12 protein-coding genes are annotated in these 16,797 nt (G+C 60.5%); 9 read left to right on the forward strand and 3 right to left on the reverse strand.

Annotation, left to right across the window (positions count from 1 at the left end; all coding sequences use genetic code 11):
• Positions 1-42: 42 nt before the first annotated feature.
• Positions 43-987 carry a choline ABC transporter substrate-binding protein gene (gene choX / locus NK667_RS29940; protein WP_054616876.1) on the reverse strand — a complete coding sequence of 315 codons (945 nt, stop codon included), beginning with the start codon at positions 985-987 and terminating at the stop codon, positions 43-45.
• Positions 988-1,197: 210 nt separating this feature from the next.
• On the opposite strand from choX, the gene NK667_RS29945 reads away from it, so the two are divergent.
• Complete coding sequence (locus NK667_RS29945; RefSeq protein WP_054044222.1) at positions 1,198-2,142, forward strand: GlxA family transcriptional regulator; 945 nt, start codon at positions 1,198-1,200, stop codon at positions 2,140-2,142.
• A 127-nt stretch (positions 2,143-2,269) separates the two neighbouring features.
• On the opposite strand, the gene NK667_RS29950 is transcribed toward NK667_RS29945, so the two are convergent.
• Together NK667_RS29950 and NK667_RS29955 are read right to left on the reverse strand one after the other, a co-directional pair.
• On the reverse strand, positions 2,270-2,686 hold the full coding sequence (locus tag NK667_RS29950) for a DUF3010 family protein (RefSeq protein ID WP_054044221.1): 417 nt from the start codon (positions 2,684-2,686) through the stop codon (positions 2,270-2,272).
• A gap of 62 nt (positions 2,687-2,748) precedes the next feature.
• Complete coding sequence (locus tag NK667_RS29955) at positions 2,749-3,150, reverse strand: lysozyme inhibitor LprI family protein (protein ID WP_054044220.1); 402 nt, start codon at positions 3,148-3,150, stop codon at positions 2,749-2,751.
• A 231-nt stretch (positions 3,151-3,381) separates the two neighbouring features.
• Here NK667_RS29955 and NK667_RS29960 point away from each other — a divergent pair, with 231 nt between their 5' ends.
• The 8 genes from NK667_RS29960 to NK667_RS30000 all read left to right on the forward strand — a co-directional run bounded on the left by NK667_RS29960 (position 3,382) and on the right by NK667_RS30000 (position 16,640).
• A complete protein-coding gene (locus NK667_RS29960; protein ID WP_008033250.1) occupies positions 3,382-4,359 on the forward strand; it encodes a dipeptidase in 978 nt (325 codons plus the stop codon).
• A gap of 161 nt (positions 4,360-4,520) precedes the next feature.
• Positions 4,521-5,051, forward strand: coding sequence for a DUF5943 domain-containing protein (locus NK667_RS29965; RefSeq protein ID WP_008083165.1), 531 nt, complete (start codon positions 4,521-4,523; stop codon positions 5,049-5,051).
• Positions 5,052-5,066: 15 nt separating this feature from the next.
• Positions 5,067-7,127 (forward strand): dimethylglycine demethylation protein DgcA, encoded by a 2,061-nt coding sequence (dgcA, locus tag NK667_RS29970; protein WP_054616875.1) that lies wholly within the window; start codon positions 5,067-5,069, stop codon positions 7,125-7,127.
• A 163-nt stretch (positions 7,128-7,290) separates the two neighbouring features.
• Positions 7,291-9,240 carry a dimethylglycine demethylation protein DgcB gene (gene dgcB, locus NK667_RS29980; RefSeq protein ID WP_054616874.1) on the forward strand — a complete coding sequence of 650 codons (1,950 nt, stop codon included), beginning with the start codon at positions 7,291-7,293 and terminating at the stop codon, positions 9,238-9,240.
• Positions 9,240-10,460 carry an electron transfer flavoprotein subunit alpha gene (gene etfA, locus NK667_RS29985; RefSeq protein ID WP_054616873.1) on the forward strand — a complete coding sequence of 407 codons (1,221 nt, stop codon included), beginning with the start codon at positions 9,240-9,242 and terminating at the stop codon, positions 10,458-10,460. Before dgcB ends, etfA begins: the two co-directional genes overlap by 1 nt.
• A gap of 15 nt (positions 10,461-10,475) precedes the next feature.
• Positions 10,476-11,246, forward strand: a complete 771-nt coding sequence (gene etfB / locus NK667_RS29990; protein WP_054044216.1) for an electron transfer flavoprotein subunit beta — start codon at positions 10,476-10,478, stop codon at positions 11,244-11,246.
• A 142-nt stretch (positions 11,247-11,388) separates the two neighbouring features.
• The gene (locus NK667_RS29995; RefSeq protein WP_054616872.1) at positions 11,389-11,955 is read left to right on the forward strand and encodes a GNAT family N-acetyltransferase; all 567 of its coding nucleotides are present in this window, start codon (positions 11,389-11,391) and stop codon (positions 11,953-11,955) included.
• 1,232 nt (positions 11,956-13,187) lie between these two features.
• Positions 13,188-16,640 (forward strand): GMC family oxidoreductase N-terminal domain-containing protein, encoded by a 3,453-nt coding sequence (locus tag NK667_RS30000; protein WP_054616871.1) that lies wholly within the window; start codon positions 13,188-13,190, stop codon positions 16,638-16,640.
• Positions 16,641-16,797 lie beyond the last annotated feature (157 nt).

Genomic DNA, 16,797 nt, shown 5'->3' on the forward strand with positions numbered 1-16,797 from the left:
TTCGCAGCCCTCGTGGGCTGCGATTCGGTGGTTCAATCGGGTTTATTTACTGGTCAATTGCAGGTTTTCAGCCGCTGGCTTGCCATCGAACGTGGTCACACCTTCGAGCCAGCGTTGCTTGTCTTGCGGGTGATCCTTGAGCCATTGCTTGGCGGATTCGAAGGCGTCCTTGTGATCCAGCAGCGGCTGCATCATCCGGCTCTCATCTTCGGCGGTGTAGGTCAGGTTGCTGAGCAAGCGGCTGACGTTCGGGCATTGCTGTGCGTAGTTCGGCGCGGTGACGGTCCAGACCGTGGCCATGCCTTCGTTCGGGCCCAGGGCGTCTTCGCTGCCGGTGAGGTAGGTCATCTTCACGTTGACGTTCATCGGGTGCGGCGCCCAGCCGAAGAACACGATCGCCTCGTTGCGCTTGGTGGCGCGGGTCACGGCCGAGAGCATCCCTGCTTCGCTGGACTCGACCAACTGGAACTTGCCGAGGCCAAACTGGTTCTTGGCGATCATGTCTTTGATTTGGGTGTTGGCGCCCGAGCCAGGCTCGATGCCGTAGATCTTGCCGCCCAGTTCTTTTTCGAACTTGGCGATGTCGGCGAAGGTTTTCAGGCCCTTGTCGGCGAGGTAAGTCGGCACGGCGAGGGTGGCGCGGGCGTCTTTCAGGCTTGGCGCTTCAAGCACTTTGACTTGCTTGCCATCGACGAACGGGGTGATGGTCTGCGTCATCAGCGGGTTCCAGTAGCCGAGGAACATGTCCAGGCGCTGGTCGCGGATCCCGGCGAAGATGATTTGCTGGGACGCGCTGGTTTGTTTGGTGTTGTAGCCGAGGCCATCGAGCAATACCTGAGTCATGGCGCTGGTGGCGATCACATCGGTCCAGTTCACTACGCCCATGCGCACGTTCTGGCACGCGGCGGGGTCGGCGGCCATGACATTGGCGCTCAACAAAGCGGTACCGCTGAGTGCAAGAACACAGCTGCTGATCAGTCGTTTCATGGTGGGTTCCTCGGCAGGTCGTTATTGTGGGTCCCGACATCTTCGTGCGCCGGTGATGACCAAGTTACGCACCAATGCCCCCGCTAAAGCGCACTGCGGCGACCAGCTCTTGCACTGCAGCGACCTGCCCCCTTGAATGCCATCGACAAGTGGCGTATCAACGTCCACACGCTACCCGCCCTCACGTTCCCCGCCAGTCGAGTGCGCTCCATGTCCCAGGATTTCTACTTCATGTTGATGCCGGGTTTCTCGGCCATCGGTTTTATCTCGGCCATCGAGCCGCTGCGGGTCGCCAATCGCTTTCGCGGCGAGTTGTATCGCTGGCACGTGTTGAGTGCCGATGGCGGGGCGGTTTTGGCCAGTAACGGCATGTCTGTCAACGCCGATGCGGCACTGGAACCGCTGAAGAAAGGTGCGACGCTATTGGTCGTGGCCGGTTTCGAACCGCTGAAATTCGCCACGCCCGCGCTGGAGCACTGGCTGCGCCGCCTCGACAACGAAGGCGTGACCCTCGGCGCCATCGACACCGGCAGCTTCGTCCTCGCCGAAGCCGGCCTGCTCGACGGCCATCGCCTGACCCTGCACTGGGAAGCCATCGACGCGTTCAAGGAGTCTTATCCACAGCTCAGCGTCACCCAGGAACTGTTCGAAATCGACCGCCGCCGCATCACCTCGGCCGGCGGCACTGCTTCCATCGACCTGATGCTCGACCTGATCGGCCAGGCCCACGGCCCGGAACTGGCGATCCAGGTCAGCGAACAATTCGTACTCGGGCGCATCCGCCCACGCAAAGACCACCAGCGCATGGAAGTCGCCACGCGCTATGGCATCAGCAACAAGAAGCTGGTGCATGTAATTGGTGAGATGGAACAGCACAGCGAACCGCCGCTGAGTACGCTGGAATTGGCGGAATCGATCAAGGTGACACGGCGGCAGTTGGAGCGGTTGTTTCGGTTGCACCTGAACGACACACCGAGCAATTTCTACCTGCGCTTAAGGCTGGAGAAGGCCCGGCAGTTGTTGCGTCAGACCGACATGAGCGTGCTGGAAGTGAGCATTGCGTGCGGGTTTGAATCACCGTCGTATTTCACCCGCAGCTATCGAGCGCGGTTTGAGCGGTGTCCGCGAGAGGATCGGCGTACCGCCAAGGTCTGAGTCAGACACAAAACCAATGTGGGAGCGGGCTTGCTCGCGAAGGCGGTGTATCAGTCGATATCATTATTGACTGACCCTGCGCTTTCGCGAGCAAGCCCGCTCCCACAGGTGGGATCTGTTTGCGCTGTTATTTCTTCACCAGGGCAGAACAGGCCGCTTTATAAGCCTCATGCTGATACTTGTTCAGCGTCCCCGGCAGTTCGAAGTTGTGCTTTTTAGCCTGGGCATTGATCGTCTGCGGCGACAACAGCGTCACCTCGCAATTCTCCAGCAACTGAAAAACACCCTCTATCTTGAACGTCGTCGGCCCGCCAGCAAACTCACCCTTCTTGCTGCGCTTCTTGATCGCAATCCGGTCAATGGAATTCTCCCGCACAAACGAAGCGACCTGCGCGGCGAACACCTTGACGTTGGCAGCCTCGTCGTCATCGTCCAGGGCGATTTTCTTGGTGGCCAGGGCGACGTGGCTCAAGGCCTGACCGTCAAGAGCGGCCACGGCGATGATCGCTTCGCTGCCTTTGATTTCGATGCCGCAGATGTTCATTGGATATTCCTTAACGAGCTGATGGTGTGCAGCTTACAGCTCAAAACGACTGGTGTTCGCCTTCACTCCTGCGAAATCGACTCCAAAAACTCCGACCGCTCATCACTCATCCGCGCCACGCAGTCATTCTGCGCAATGGTGAACGCCTTGCTACCGCTCGTCGCCGGAAAGGCTTCCACTGCGCAATCCGCATCGCGGGTCTTCAACCATTGCTGCTGGGCAACCTTGAGCTTTTCCGTGATGTCGCTCAATTGCGCCTTGTTCTTGCCGTACACCGACTGCAAGCGTTCATTCAGGCCCTGGTAGTTCTCTTTGAGCAGTTGTTCGGCAGTGGTTCTGCTGTAGGCCGAGCATTCCAGGGTCTGGACGTCGTTTTCGACGGCATCGCAGGGGTTGTTGTCGGACTCTTCAGCCGCCTGTACGCCGGTCGCTATCAGTGCCAAAGCCAGGAAGATCGATTTCATTGCGTCGCCCTAAATCCAGTAAGCATCCATTGATGCGCCGAATTCTGGCCCATGCGCAGGCCCTTGAACAGGTGCGTGATCGGTCGCGGCGACGACCCTTTGTCGCGGATTGACGCTTTCGGCAAACCCCCTGTCGTTTTTGCACCCGGCTGCCCCGGTCCTCAGGCATATGCTGGCCCCAAAGCGCCGGCACACGATTCGGCGCATGAATCGCTAATAGGGGACAGCCTGATGAGCCCAGCCGAATTGCACGCCGACAGCATCGTTATCGACGGGCTGATTATCGCCAAGTGGAACCGCGAGCTGTTTGAAGACATGCGCAAGGGCGGTCTGACCGCGGCCAACTGCACCGTGTCGGTGTGGGAGGGCTTCCAGGCCACCGTCAACAACATCGCTGCCAGCCAGAAGCTGATCCGCGAGAACAGCGACCTGGTGATTCCAGTGCGCACCACCGCCGATATCCGCAAGGCGAAGGAGCAGGGCAAGACCGGCATCCTCTTCGGCTTCCAGAATGCCCACGCCTTTGAAGACCAGATCGGCTATGTCGAGGTGTTCAAGCAGCTCGGCGTCGGTATCGTGCAGATGTGCTACAACACCCAGAATCTGGTCGGCACCGGTTGCTACGAGCGCGACGGCGGCCTGTCGGGCTTCGGTCGTGAAATCGTCGCCGAGATGAACCGCGTCGGCGTCATGTGCGACCTGTCCCACGTGGGTTCGAAAACTTCCGAGGAAGTCATCCTCGAATCCAAGAAACCAGTGTGCTACTCCCACTGCCTGCCGTCGGGCCTGAAAATTCACCCGCGCAACAAATCCGATGAAGAACTGAAGTTCATCGCCGATCACGGCGGTTTCGTCGGCGTGACCATGTTTGCGCCGTTCCTGGCCAAGGGCATCGATTCGACCATCGACGACTACGCCGAAGCCATCGAATACACCATGAACATCGTCGGCGAAGACGCCATCGGCATCGGCACCGACTTTACCCAGGGCCATGGCCAGGATTTCTTCGAATACCTGACCCATGACAAGGGCTACGCCCGCCGCCTGACCAGCTTCGGCAAGATCATCAACCCGCTGGGCATCCGCACCGTCGGCGAGTTCCCGAACCTGACCGAAACCCTGCTCAAGCGCGGCCACTCCGAGCGCGTGGTCCGCAAGATCATGGGCGAGAACTGGGTCAACGTCCTCAAGGACGTCTGGGGCGAATAAATAACGATCCCTTGTAGCAGCTGCCGAGGCACGAGGCTGCGTTGCGGTCCGCAGGACCGCCCTCGGGGCCGCTTCGCAGCCCAACGCAGCCTCGCAGGCTCGGCAGCTGCTACGGATGCTACGGCACACCAACATAACGAATTTTCTGGAGTTAAGTTTCCATGGCCAAGATCGCCCCGCAATTGCCAATCGAAGTCGACAGCGAAACCGGTGTCTGGACCTCCGACGCCCTGCCGATGCTGTATGTACCGCGTCACTTCTTTGTCAACAACCACATGGGCATCGAGGAAGTGCTGGGCGCCGAAGCCTACGCCGAGATCCTCTACAAGGCTGGCTACAAATCCGCCTGGCACTGGTGTGAGAAAGAAGCTGAATGCCACGGTCTGGAAGGCGTCGCGGTGTTCGAGCACTACATGAAGCGCCTGTCGCAACGCGGCTGGGGACTGTTCAAGATCCAGGACATCGACCTCGACAAAGGCACCGCCAGCGTCAAGCTCGAACACTCGGCGTTCGTCTACGTGTACGGCAAGGTCGGGCGCAAGGTCGACTACATGTTCACCGGTTGGTTTGCCGGCGCCATGGACCAGATTCTTGAGGCTCGCGGCAGCAAGATTCGCACGGTTGCCGAGCAAGTCTACGGTGGCTCCGAAGAAGGCCACGACGACGGCCTGTTCACCGTCAAGCCGTTGTAAGTCGAGGAACCCGCCATGGCTTTCGAAGCAATGTTCCAGCCGATCCAAATCGGCAAACTGACCATCCGCAACCGCGTGCTCAGCACCGCGCACGCCGAGGTGTATGCCACCGACGGCGGCATGACCACCGACCGGTACGTCAAGTATTACGAAGAGAAAGCCAAGGGCGGGATCGGCTTGGCGATTTGCGGCGGTTCCTCCAGCGTGGCCATCGACAGCCCGCAAGGCTGGTGGAAGTCGGTCAACCTGGCCGATGACCGGATCATCCCGCACTTCCAGAACCTGGCCGATGCCATGCACAAGCATGGCGCCAAGATCATGATCCAGATTACCCACATGGGCCGACGCTCGCGTTGGGACGGCGAGCATTGGCCAACCCTGTTGTCGCCATCGGGCATCCGTGAACCGGTGCACCGCGCGACCTGCAAAACCATCGAGCCGGAAGAAATCTGGCGGGTGATCGGTAACTACGCCAGCGCAGCAGCGCGGGCCAAGGCCGGTGGCCTGGACGGCGTTGAACTGTCGGCCGTGCACCAGCACATGATCGACCAGTTCTGGAGCCCGCGAGTCAACAAACGTACCGACGAATGGGGCGGCAGCTTCGAGAACCGCATGCGCTTCGGCCTGGAAGTGCTGAAGGCTGTGCGGGCGGAAGTCGGCCCGGATTTCTGCGTCGGCATCCGTCTGTGCGGTGATGAGTTCCACCCGGACGGCTTGTCCCACGAAGACATGAAACAGATCGCCAAGTATTACGACGACACCGGCATGATCGACTTCATCGGCGTGGTTGGTTCGGGTTGCGACACCCACAACACCCTGGCCAACGTTATCCCGAACATGAGTTATCCACCGGAGCCGTTCCTGCATTTGGCCGCCGGTATCAAGGAAGTGGTGAAGGCCCCGGTGCTGCACGCGCAGAACATCAAGGACCCGAACCAGGCGACCCGCATTCTGGAAGGCGGCTACGTGGACATGGTCGGCATGACCCGCGCCCACATCGCCGACCCGCACCTGATCGCCAAGATCAAAATGGGCCAGGTGGACCAGATCAAACAATGCGTCGGCGCCAACTACTGCATCGACCGTCAGTACCAAGGCCTGGACGTGCTGTGCATCCAGAACGCCGCGACTTCCCGTGAATACATGGGCGTGCCGCACATCATCGAGAAATCGACCGGTGTGAAACGCAAAGTCGTGGTGGTCGGTGCCGGTCCTGCGGGGATGGAAGCTGCTCGCGTGTCCGCCGAACGTGGCCACGACGTGACCCTGTTCGAGAAGAAAGAATTCATTGGCGGGCAGATCACCACAGCCTCGAAAGCCCCGCAACGGGACCAGATTGCCGGTATCACTCGCTGGTTCCAGCTTGAGCTGGCGCGTCTGAAAGTCGACCTGCGCCTAGGCGTGGCGGCCGACGCGGCGACCATTCTCGACCTGCGTCCCGATGTTGTGGTGCTCGCGGTTGGCGGTCATCCATTCCTGGAGCAGAACGAACACTGGGGCGCAGCAGAAGGCCTGGTGGTCAGCAGTTGGGACATCCTTGACGGCAAGGTTGCGCCGGGCAAGAACGTGCTGGTCTACGACACCATTTGCGAATTCACCGGGATGTCCACCGCGGACTTCCTCGCCGACAAGGGCAGCCAGGTCGAGATCGTCACCGACGACATCAAGCCGGGCGTGGCGATTGGCGGTACCTCGTTCCCGACCTACTACCGCAGCATGTACCCGAAAGAAGTGATCATGACCGGCGACATGATGCTGGAGAAGGTCTACCGCGAAGGCGACAAGTTGGTGGCGGTGCTGGAAAACGAATACACCGGCGCCAAAGAGGAGCGGGTGGTGGACCAGGTCGTCGTTGAAAACGGCGTGCGTCCGGACGAAGAAATCTATTACGCGCTGAAGGACGCGTCGCGCAACAAGGGCCAGATGGACATCGAAGCCCTGTTCGCGATCAAGCCGCAGCCATCGCTGAGCCAGGCGGGTGACGGCTACTTGCTGTTCCGCATCGGCGACTGTGTGGCCCAGCGCAACACCCACGCGGCGATCTATGACGCGTTGCGGTTGTGCAAGGATTTCTAACGGCTTGTGGATAACCCTGTGGGAGCGGGCTTGCTCGCGAAAGCGGCGGGTCAGTCGACATCGATGTTGAATGTCAGCCCGCCTTCGCGAGCAAGCCCGCTCCCACAGGAATCGAGCAAGGCATCTAGACCTGCAAGACCCCAGGTCTTTGGGAGCAACACCTATGTTGAACACCCTTCTTCCAATCCTGTTGTTCGCAGCCCTGGGCCTCGCTGTCCTCGGCGCGTTGCGGCGGGTGGCTATGTGGCGCCGGGGCCGTGCCTCGAAGGTCGACCTGATCGGCGGCCTGTTCGCCATGCCCAAGCGCTACATGGTCGATTTGCACCACGTCGTCGCGCGGGACAAATACATCGCCAACACCCACGTGGCCACGGCCGGTGGTGCGGTGGCGTCGATTGTGCTGGCGATCCTGGTTCACGGTTTCGGCCTGCACAATCGCATTCTCGGCTTCGCCCTGTTGATCGCCTCGGCGGTGATGTTCGTCGGTGCGATTTTCATGTTCTTGCGTCGTCGCAATCCCCCGGCTCGCCTTTCCAAAGGGCCGTGGATGCGTTTACCGAAAAGCCTTTTGGCGTTCTCTGCGAGCTTCTTCCTCTTGACCCTGCCGGTCGCCGGCATCCTCCCGGAAAACTTCGGTGGCTGGGTGGTGGCGGCGATTTTGGGCGTCGGTGTGTTGTGGGGCGTTAGCGAGTTGTTCTTCGGCATGACCTGGGGCGGGCCGATGAAGCACGCCTTCGCCGGTGCTTTGCACTTGGCCTGGCACCGTCGCGCCGAACGTTTTGGCGGTGGTCGTTCCACCGGTTTGAAACCTCTCGACCTCAACGATCCAACCGCGCCATTGGGTGTGGAAAAACCCAAGGATTTCACCTGGAACCAACTGCTCGGCTTCGACGCCTGCGTGCAGTGCGGTAAATGCGAAGCCGCCTGCCCGGCCTTCGCCGCCGGCCAGCCGCTGAACCCGAAAAAACTGATTCAAGACATGGTGGTCGGCCTCGCTGGCGGCACCGACGCCAAGTTCGCTGGCAGTCCGTACCCCGGAAAGGCGATTGGCGAACACGCCGGCAATCCGCATCAACCGATCGTCAACGGTCTGGTGGATGCGGAAACCCTGTGGTCCTGCACCACTTGCCGCGCCTGCGTCGAGGAATGCCCGATGATGATCGAGCACGTCGATGCCATCGTCGACATGCGCCGTCACCTGACCCTGGAAAAAGGCGCCACGCCGAACAAGGGCGCCGAAGTCCTGGAAAACCTGATCGCCACCGACAACCCGGGCGGCTTTGCGCCGGGCGGGCGGATGAACTGGGCGGCGGATTTGAACCTGAATCTGATGAGCGAGAAGAAGTCCGTCGACGTGCTGTTCTGGGTCGGCGACGGTGCCTTCGACATGCGCAACCAGCGCACCCTGCGCGCCTTCGTCAAAGTGCTGAAAGCGGCCAAGGTCGACTTCGCGGTGCTCGGTCTTGAAGAACGCGACAGCGGTGACGTGGCCCGACGCCTGGGCGATGAAGCAACCTTCCAGCTGTTGGCCAAACGCAACATCCAGACCCTGGCCAAGTACAGCTTCAACCGCATCGTCACCTGCGACCCGCACAGTTTCCATGTGCTGAAAAACGAGTACGGCGCCTTCGACGGCAACTACCTCGTGCAGCACCACAGCACCTACATGGCCGAGATCATCGGCGCTGGCGCCCTCAACCTTGGCCAGCACAAAGGCAGCAGCGTGACTTATCACGATCCGTGCTACCTCGGTCGCTACAACGGCGAATACGAGGCGCCGCGTGAAGTGTTGCGTGCACTCGGGATTGAAGTGAAGGAAATGCAACGCTCCGGTTTCCGCTCGCGCTGCTGCGGCGGTGGCGGCGGCGCGCCGATCACCGACATTCCGGGCAAGCAACGGATCCCCGACATGCGCATGGACGACATCCGTGAAACCGGCGCCGAACTGGTGGCCGTGGGTTGCCCACAATGCACCGCGATGCTCGAAGGCGTGGTCGAACCGCGTCCGCTGATCAAGGACATCGCCGAACTGGTGGCCGACGCGTTGCTCGAAGACGCTGCACCGAGCAAGCCAAACACCCCGGCCAAACGTGAACCTGCGGAGGCCCACTGATGAGCGACATTATCCGCCGCGACCCCCGCGCCGAATGGATTGCCCGTAACCGCTTGCACCCGCTGCACGCGGCCATGCAACCGGCGCAGCACAGCTGGATGGGGCCGAACGGCGTCATCCGCAAAAACCTGCATGGCATCGGTTTTATCGGCCCTAACGGCATCAAACGCATCGACCGCAGTGGCGCACAGCAGGGCGGGGCGACCAAACGCTCGGCCGCTGTTGAAGTGCAATTGCCGCTGCATCAAGTGGCCGCACCGGCCTTCTACATCAGCGTCGTACCGGACATGGTCGGCGGCCGCTTGAGCAGCCACGACCGCGACTTGCTCGGCCTGGCGCATCAACTGGCCGGCAAGGACGGCGCCGTGCTGGCCGTGGTCTTCGGCGAACACAAGGAAAACGCCTTCGCTACTGCGGGCGTCGATCGCTTGCTGGTACTTGAGGGCGATCAATTCAACGGTTATGCACCGGAGCAACGGGTCCAGGGCCTGCGGGCTGTGGATAACCAGTTCAACCCGCGTCACTGGTTGCTGCCGGACAGCCGCAGCGGCGGCGGTGAACTCGGTCGGCGCTTCGCCGCTGCACTGGGCGAACGCCCGGCCACACGGGTCTGGCAGGTCAAGGATCAGGAATGCATCGGCCGCGCCGGTGCTGGGCTGCAAGACCTTGCCCGTCCGGTTGCACGTTTGATCCTGGCTGCCGTCGAGTGCGCCGAGCCGGTCAGCGAAACCCGTCACGAAGCCTTGCCGGTTGAGTTATCCACAGCCGTGGTGCGCAGTCTGTCGCGCATCGAGGATTTGGGCGCGGTGGCAGTGGACCCGGCGGCGATTCCGATGGCCGAAGCGGAGTTCATTTTCTCCGGCGGCAACGGGGTCAAGGACTGGGGACTTTTCCACAGGACCGCCGAAGCCTTGGGCGCCACCGAAGGTGCGTCTCGGGTGGCGGTGGATGATGGGTTCATGGCGCGGGACCGTCAGGTCGGCGCGTCCGGCACCTGGGTTACCGCGCGGGTCTACGTGGCCGTGGGGATTTCCGGGGCGATCCAGCACCTGCAAGGCATCGGCGCCTGCGACAAGGTGGTGGCGATCAACCTTGATCCGGGCTGCGACATGATCAAACGGGCCGACCTGTCGGTGATCGGCGAGAGTGCCGAGATTCTTCAAGCCTTGATCGATGCGATGGCGGCTTATCGCAACGACGCCAAGCGCGATGCGGCTTAAGGGAAGGAAAAGCTCATGAGTACGAACGTCATCAGCCTGGTGTCCATCGGCGCCCACCCGACCTCCGGCCGGCCACGCCGCGCCGAGCAGGATGCACGCGCTGTGGAACTGGGCCTGCAACTGGCTGGGGATAACCTGCAAGTGCTGCATGCCGGCGACGTTGCGGAACCGGCGCTGCGTGCCTATCTGGGCATGGGACTCGAACAACTGCATGTGCTCGAACAACCGGAAGGCGCCGACGCATTGCCGGCGTTGACCGCTTATTTGCGCGACGCCGGGGCTCAAGTGGTGCTCACTGGCAGCCAGGCGGAAACCGGTGAAGGCTCGGGGATGTTGCCGTTTCTGCTGGCGGAAAGCCTCGGTTGGCCGCTGGTGGTGGGGTTGGCTCAGGTCGAATCCATCGACGGCAATTCAGCCCTGGTGCTGCAAGCCTTGCCCCGTGGTCAGCGTCGTCGCTTGAAGGTCCGGTTGCCGTTTCTGGCGACTGTGGATAACGCGGCGCCGAAGCCTCGGCAAAGTGCTTATGGCCCGGCTCGACGCGGGGTGTTGCAGGCGGATGAAGTCGAAGTTATCGACGATGAATTGCTGGCGGTCGCGACCCTGCAACCGGCCAAGCCTCGGCCTAAACGCCTGAAAGTGATCAAGGCCAAGAGCGGCGCGGACCGCATGAAAGCCGCGACGGCCAAGGCCAGTGGCGGCGGTGGGCAAGTGCTCAAAGGCGTGACGGCGCAGGCGGGGGCTGAAGCGATTCTCAAGTTGCTGATTGAAGAAGGCGTGGTCCGCTAACCGAAAACCAGCACACATCTAAAAAATGTGGGAGCGGGCTTGCTCGCGAAAGCGGTCATTCATTCAACATTTTTGTCGACTGACACACCGCCTTCGCGAGCAAGTCGAATCGTCGCACCGCCGCTCCCACAGGGGGGAAACAATGGCAGTTGAATTTCGTTCGGCCCTGCGCTCGGATGCGCGGGAGATTGCTCGCTTGTTTCAGATTTCATCAGAAGGCGCGGCGGATTACATCTGGAGTCAACTGGCCCAGCCTGGCCAGGATCTGCTGGAGGTCGGCGCCAGTCGCTACGCCCGTGACGATGTAGATTTCTCTTACCAGAACTGCCTGATCGCCGAGGCCGAGGGCAACGTGGTCGGCATGCTGCACAGCTACGTGATGCGCCATGATCCCGAGGCCGCTCCCGTGACCGATCCGGTGCTGGCACCGTACGCCACGATGGAAATTCCCGACACCCTGTATATCTCGAGCCTCGCCCTGCACGAAGGCTGGCGCAATCAGGGCCTGGGCCAGCAATTCCTCGCCTACGCCTACGACCGCGCCAATCAACTGGGGCTCAATGGCCTGAGCCTGATCGACTACGCCGCCAACACCGGTGCGCGGCGGTTCTATGAGCGGCATGGGTTCCGGGTTGTGGATACCTGCCAGATCACGCCGCATCCGATGATTCGGGTGACGGGGGAGGCCTATCTGATGTACCGCCCGTAAAGCCGAACCAAACCCCTGTAGGAGCAAAGCTTGCTCGCGAAGAGGCCATCACGTTCAACATTGATGTCGCCCGATTTACCGCTATCGCGAGCAAGCTCGCTCCCACAATGGACAGGCGGTGTGCACACCATTTGTGATCGACATAGAACCCCTGTGGGAGCGAAGCTTGTTCGCGATGACGGACAGACATTCAACATCATTGTTGCCTGATATACCGCTTTCGCGAGCAAGCTTCGCTCCTACAGGGACTTTTACGATTTATGCACAATCCCTGTTATCACTTCTGTGGATAACATGTTCACCCCTCGCTACACCCCATACAAACCAAGCCCTGCAAGCCTTCGTACAAAAAACAACCAGCCTAACCCACGGTTTTTTCGAGCTTTTTCCCGAGGATAACTTTGCTCGTGAGCCAATACTTGCCCCCAATCTCTGTTGGCGCTTCTGTGGATAAGATGTTCGCTGTCCGCTACAGGCCATACAAACCGGGCTTATCAGGCGGCTGATCAAAAAACACTCAAATCACCGTTTTACTCCAACAAACCTCTCGAAAACCCCGATTTATCAAGCCTCCCCACGGTTTTCCACAGTTACACCAAAGTTGCCCCCAAAGTCTGTTGGCGCTTCTGTGGATAAACTGTTCGCCATCCTCTACAGACCATATAAACCGTGCCTCACAAGCATCTGATCAAAAAACACTCAATCACTCTTGCAAACCCTGCTTCTGGATAAGTCACGGTTTTTCTTGATTATTTATCATCAACTTTTCGTAAAAACCCATAGTTGTCCCCATTAGCTGTGGGTGGAGGTGTGGATAACTTGTTCGCTAAACGCTGCAGGCCACGCCGTTTATAGCGCCGAACGCAATAGATCAGATTTCATACAGTTCTAAGGCACTTCCTTGACTTCAAACTGCCGCGTGTCTTCACTAACCAGTTACCAAGGACAGCCGCAACTTATCCACATCTGGTTCAGGGAGAACGTGTGATGGATAGCCAGACACACCGCTCGAACCCCATTCCCTGCACGACCTGCGTCCCGACCGTCGCGACTTCGCTGCGCAAGCGAATCCATCGCCGCGCCGCCAATCAGCGTGCGCGTCTATAGCGCCTGACTCTTTTCAATAAAACCGCTGGCTGCCGCCGAATCCGTTCGGTGGCCAGGTACTCGTTCGTCCGTTGAAAGCAGGCAACCGCAGAGTTGCCCCATCTGCCTGATAGAGGGAAAGACCCATGACCCGGATAGCTACGCCCATCAGCGACATCAAGGAACATTACGACGTGATCGTCATCGGCTCCGGCTATGGCGGCGGGATCGCGGCTTCGCGCCTGTCCCGGGCCGGCAAGCGCGTTTGCCTGCTGGAGCGTGGCCGGGAGATGCAGCCCGGCGAGTACCCGAACACCATGATCGCGGCCACCGAGGAATTGCAGGTGCATGACCCGGACGGCCACATCGGTTCGCGCACCGGGTTGTTCGACCTGCACGTCAATGCCCAGCAAAACGTGGTGGTCGGCTGTGGGCTCGGCGGTACGTCGCTGATCAACGCCAACGTCGCCCTGGAACCTGAACCCGGTGTGTTCGACGACCCGCGCTGGCCGCTGGCGGTGCGGGAACACCGTGACACTTTGCTCAAGGACGGTTACGCCCGGGCCCGGGAGATGCTCAAGCCCAATCCGTACCCGAACACGTCGCCGGTGCTGCCGAAACTCGAAGCCAACAAGAAGTCGGCGGAATACCTCAAGCAAGGCGCGCATTTCTACCGGCCGCCGATCAACGTGACCTTCGACAAACTGCCGAACAACCTCAACCACGTCGGCGTCGAGCAACTGCCGTGCAACCAGTGTGGCGACTGCGTCTCTGGCTGTAACAACAAGGCCAAGAACACCACGCTGATGAACTACCTGCCGGACGCCTGGAACCACGGCGCGGAGATTTTCTGCCAGGCCGAAGTGCGGCATCTGGAGCGCGACGGCGATGGCTGGATCGTGCACTTCCAATACCTGGACAGCGGCCGCGAGAAGTTCTCGGCGCCGACGCTGTTTGTGAAAGCCGACATTGTGGTGGTGTCCGCCGGCACCTTGGGCTCCACCGAAATCCTCCTGCGCTCGCGGGACAAAGGCTTGTCCACGTCCAACCAGCTCGGCGAGAACATGAGCGGCAACGGTGACATCCTCGGCTTCGGTCATAACTGCGAACAGCCCATCAACGGCATCGGTTTCGGCGCGCATCCGGCCAAGGAATTGCAGCCAGTCGGCCCGTGCATCACCTCGATCATCGACATGCGCACCGAAGGCGACTGGCGCAGCCGTATGGTCATCGAAGAAGGCTCGATCCCCGGCGCCCTTGGCCGGCCGATGGTGCCGAGCATGGCCGGGTTCGCTGAACTGATCGGCAAAGCCACCGACGACAGCTTCACCGGCCAGTTGAAGTACAAGGAACGCGAAGCTGAAAGCTTCCTGCGCGGCCCGTATTACGGCGCGCTGCACAACATGCAGACGTACCTGATCATGAGCCACGACGACGGCAAGGGCCGCATGGTGCTCGACAGCAAGGATCAGCTGCGCATCGATTGGCCGGGCGTCGGCGAGCAGGAAAACGTCAAGCTTGGCAATGAGCGTCTGCATCTCAGCACCAAGGCGTTGGGTGGGGTCTGGGTCGAGAATCCGATCTGGACCAAACTGCTCAAGCACAGCATCGTTTCCGTCCACCCGTTGGGCGGTTGCGTGATGGGCGAGGACGCGGGGCAGGGCGTGGTCAACCACAAGGGCCAGGTGTTCAGTGGTGCCAGCGGCACTGACGTGTACGCCGGTTTGTACGTGACTGACGGCGCGGTGATCCCGACGTCCCTGGCGGTCAATCCGCTGCTGACTATCTCGGCGGTGAGCGAGCGCAACATGGGGTTACTGGCGGCTGATCGCGGTTGGACGATTGATTACACGCTGCCATCGGCACCGCGCAAACAAGTGGCGCCGCCGACCCTTGGCGTGCAGTTCACCGAAACCATGAAGGGTTTCTTTTCCAAGGATTTCACCCAGCCCCAAGGCACCGATCTCCCACTGTATGAAGCAGCGGCCACCCGTGGCGAATCGGAAAACTCGCCGATCGAATTCACCCTGACCATCACCGCCAACGACCTCAACCGCATGATCAAGGAACCGGCCCACGCTGCGACCCTGGTCGGCACACTGAACGCGCCGGGCCTGTCGCCGCAGCCGCTGACCGCCAGCAACGGTGTGTTCAACCTGTTCGAGCAGTACGAAGAACAGGTCGGCGTGCGCCACATGAAGTACGACATGAAACTGACCGCCGAGGACGGTCACGACTACTTCTTCAGCGCTTTCAAAACCGTGCCCGAAGACAACGGCGTGCTGAATATCTGGCACGACACCAGCACCCTCTACGTCACGTTGTATAACGGGCCGGACAAGACCGGCGCGGTGATCGGCTCCGGCGTGATGCATATCCACCCGACCGACTTCGCCAAGCAAATGACCACGATGAAGGTGCTCAATGCGCGTAACGAGCGCGAGCGCATCGAAGGGCTGGCGCGCTTCGGCAAGTTCTTCGCCGGCATTCTCTGGGAGAGCTACGGCGGGGTGTTCGCCGGCGATATCTACTTCAATCCGGATGCGCCGCCACGGCTGAAACGGCCGCTGGATGCGCCACCGCCAAGCGTGCATTTCTTCCAGACCGAGGACAACGTCGAACTGCGCCTGACCCGTTATCAGGGTGGCACTAAAGGCCCGGTGATGCTGGTGCACGGCCTGGGCGTGGGCTCGAACATTTTCTCCACCGACACCATTCAGACCAACCTGCTGGAATTCCTGTGCAAGCATGAGTACGACGTGTGGCTGCTGGATTTGCGGGTGAGCATCCTGCTGCCGGCGAGCAAGAAGGAATGGAACGGCGACCAGATCGCCCAGTACGATTTCAAGGCCGCCATCGCGCAGATCCAGCAAGCGACCCAGGCAAAAGACGTGCAATGCGTGGTGCATTGCTACGGCGCGACGACGTTCTTCATGTCGCTGCTGGCTGGGTTGCAAGGTGTGCGCTCGGTGGTCTGTTCGCAGATTGCGGCGGATACCGTCGTGGCCACTGCGACAGGCCTGAAGGCCGGTTTGCATTTGCCGGGGATGCTCGATGCGATCGGGGTGAAATCCCTCACGGCTTACGCCGACAACAAGGAAAACTGGTTCAACAAACTCTACGACAAAGCCCTCAACGGCTATGCGCGGATCGAGGCGCAGGGCTACTGCACCAACCCGGTGTGCCACCGCATCACCTTCATGTATGCGTCGCTGTATCGCCACGACACCCTCAACGAAACCCTGCACGACAACCTGCATGAATTGTTCGGCGAATCGAACATGCAGACCTTCGAGCACCTGGCGCTGATCGTGCGCAAAGGGCATCTGGTGAACTTCAAGGGCGAGGACGTCTACATGTCGCATTTCGATCGGCTGAGCATGCCGATCTGCTTTATCAGCGGTGCGGACAACCAGTGCTACCTGCCGGAAAGCACGCTCAAGACCTATGAGCGGGTGTGCAAGGTCCACGGGCCGGAAAACTACAGCCGGCAAGTGGTGCCGGGCTACGGCCACATCGACTGCATGTTCGGCAAGGATGCAGTGGTCGATGTGTACCCGATCATCCTGCAACACCTGGAGAAAACCGCTATCGGCTAACACAAGTCCCCTGTGGGAGCGGGCTTGCTCGCGAAAGCGGTGGGTCAGTCAACAGTGATGTTGAAGCTGACGGCCCCTTCGCGAGCAAGCCCGCTCCCACAAGGATTGTGTGCACTCCACTGCTTGCGGTGTTCCGGAATAAAAAGGAAATGGATGA

It is taken from the genome of Pseudomonas nunensis, from assembly GCF_024296925.1.
In the GTDB taxonomy this organism is placed as follows: domain Bacteria; phylum Pseudomonadota; class Gammaproteobacteria; order Pseudomonadales; family Pseudomonadaceae; genus Aquipseudomonas; species Aquipseudomonas nunensis.

Coding starts and splice junctions, on each gene's coding strand:
- choX (WP_054616876.1), bottom strand. CDS start 987: ATGAAACGACTGATCAGCAGCTGTGTTCTTGCACTCAGCGGTACCGCT.
- NK667_RS29945 (WP_054044222.1), top strand. CDS start 1,198: ATGTCCCAGGATTTCTACTTCATGTTGATGCCGGGTTTCTCGGCCATC.
- NK667_RS29950 (WP_054044221.1), bottom strand. CDS start 2,686: ATGAACATCTGCGGCATCGAAATCAAAGGCAGCGAAGCGATCATCGCC.
- NK667_RS29955 (WP_054044220.1), bottom strand. CDS start 3,150: ATGAAATCGATCTTCCTGGCTTTGGCACTGATAGCGACCGGCGTACAG.
- NK667_RS29960 (WP_008033250.1), top strand. CDS start 3,382: ATGAGCCCAGCCGAATTGCACGCCGACAGCATCGTTATCGACGGGCTG.
- NK667_RS29965 (WP_008083165.1), top strand. CDS start 4,521: ATGGCCAAGATCGCCCCGCAATTGCCAATCGAAGTCGACAGCGAAACC.
- dgcA (WP_054616875.1), top strand. CDS start 5,067: ATGGCTTTCGAAGCAATGTTCCAGCCGATCCAAATCGGCAAACTGACC.
- dgcB (WP_054616874.1), top strand. CDS start 7,291: ATGTTGAACACCCTTCTTCCAATCCTGTTGTTCGCAGCCCTGGGCCTC.
- etfA (WP_054616873.1), top strand. CDS start 9,240: ATGAGCGACATTATCCGCCGCGACCCCCGCGCCGAATGGATTGCCCGT.
- etfB (WP_054044216.1), top strand. CDS start 10,476: ATGAGTACGAACGTCATCAGCCTGGTGTCCATCGGCGCCCACCCGACC.
- NK667_RS29995 (WP_054616872.1), top strand. CDS start 11,389: ATGGCAGTTGAATTTCGTTCGGCCCTGCGCTCGGATGCGCGGGAGATT.
- NK667_RS30000 (WP_054616871.1), top strand. CDS start 13,188: ATGACCCGGATAGCTACGCCCATCAGCGACATCAAGGAACATTACGAC.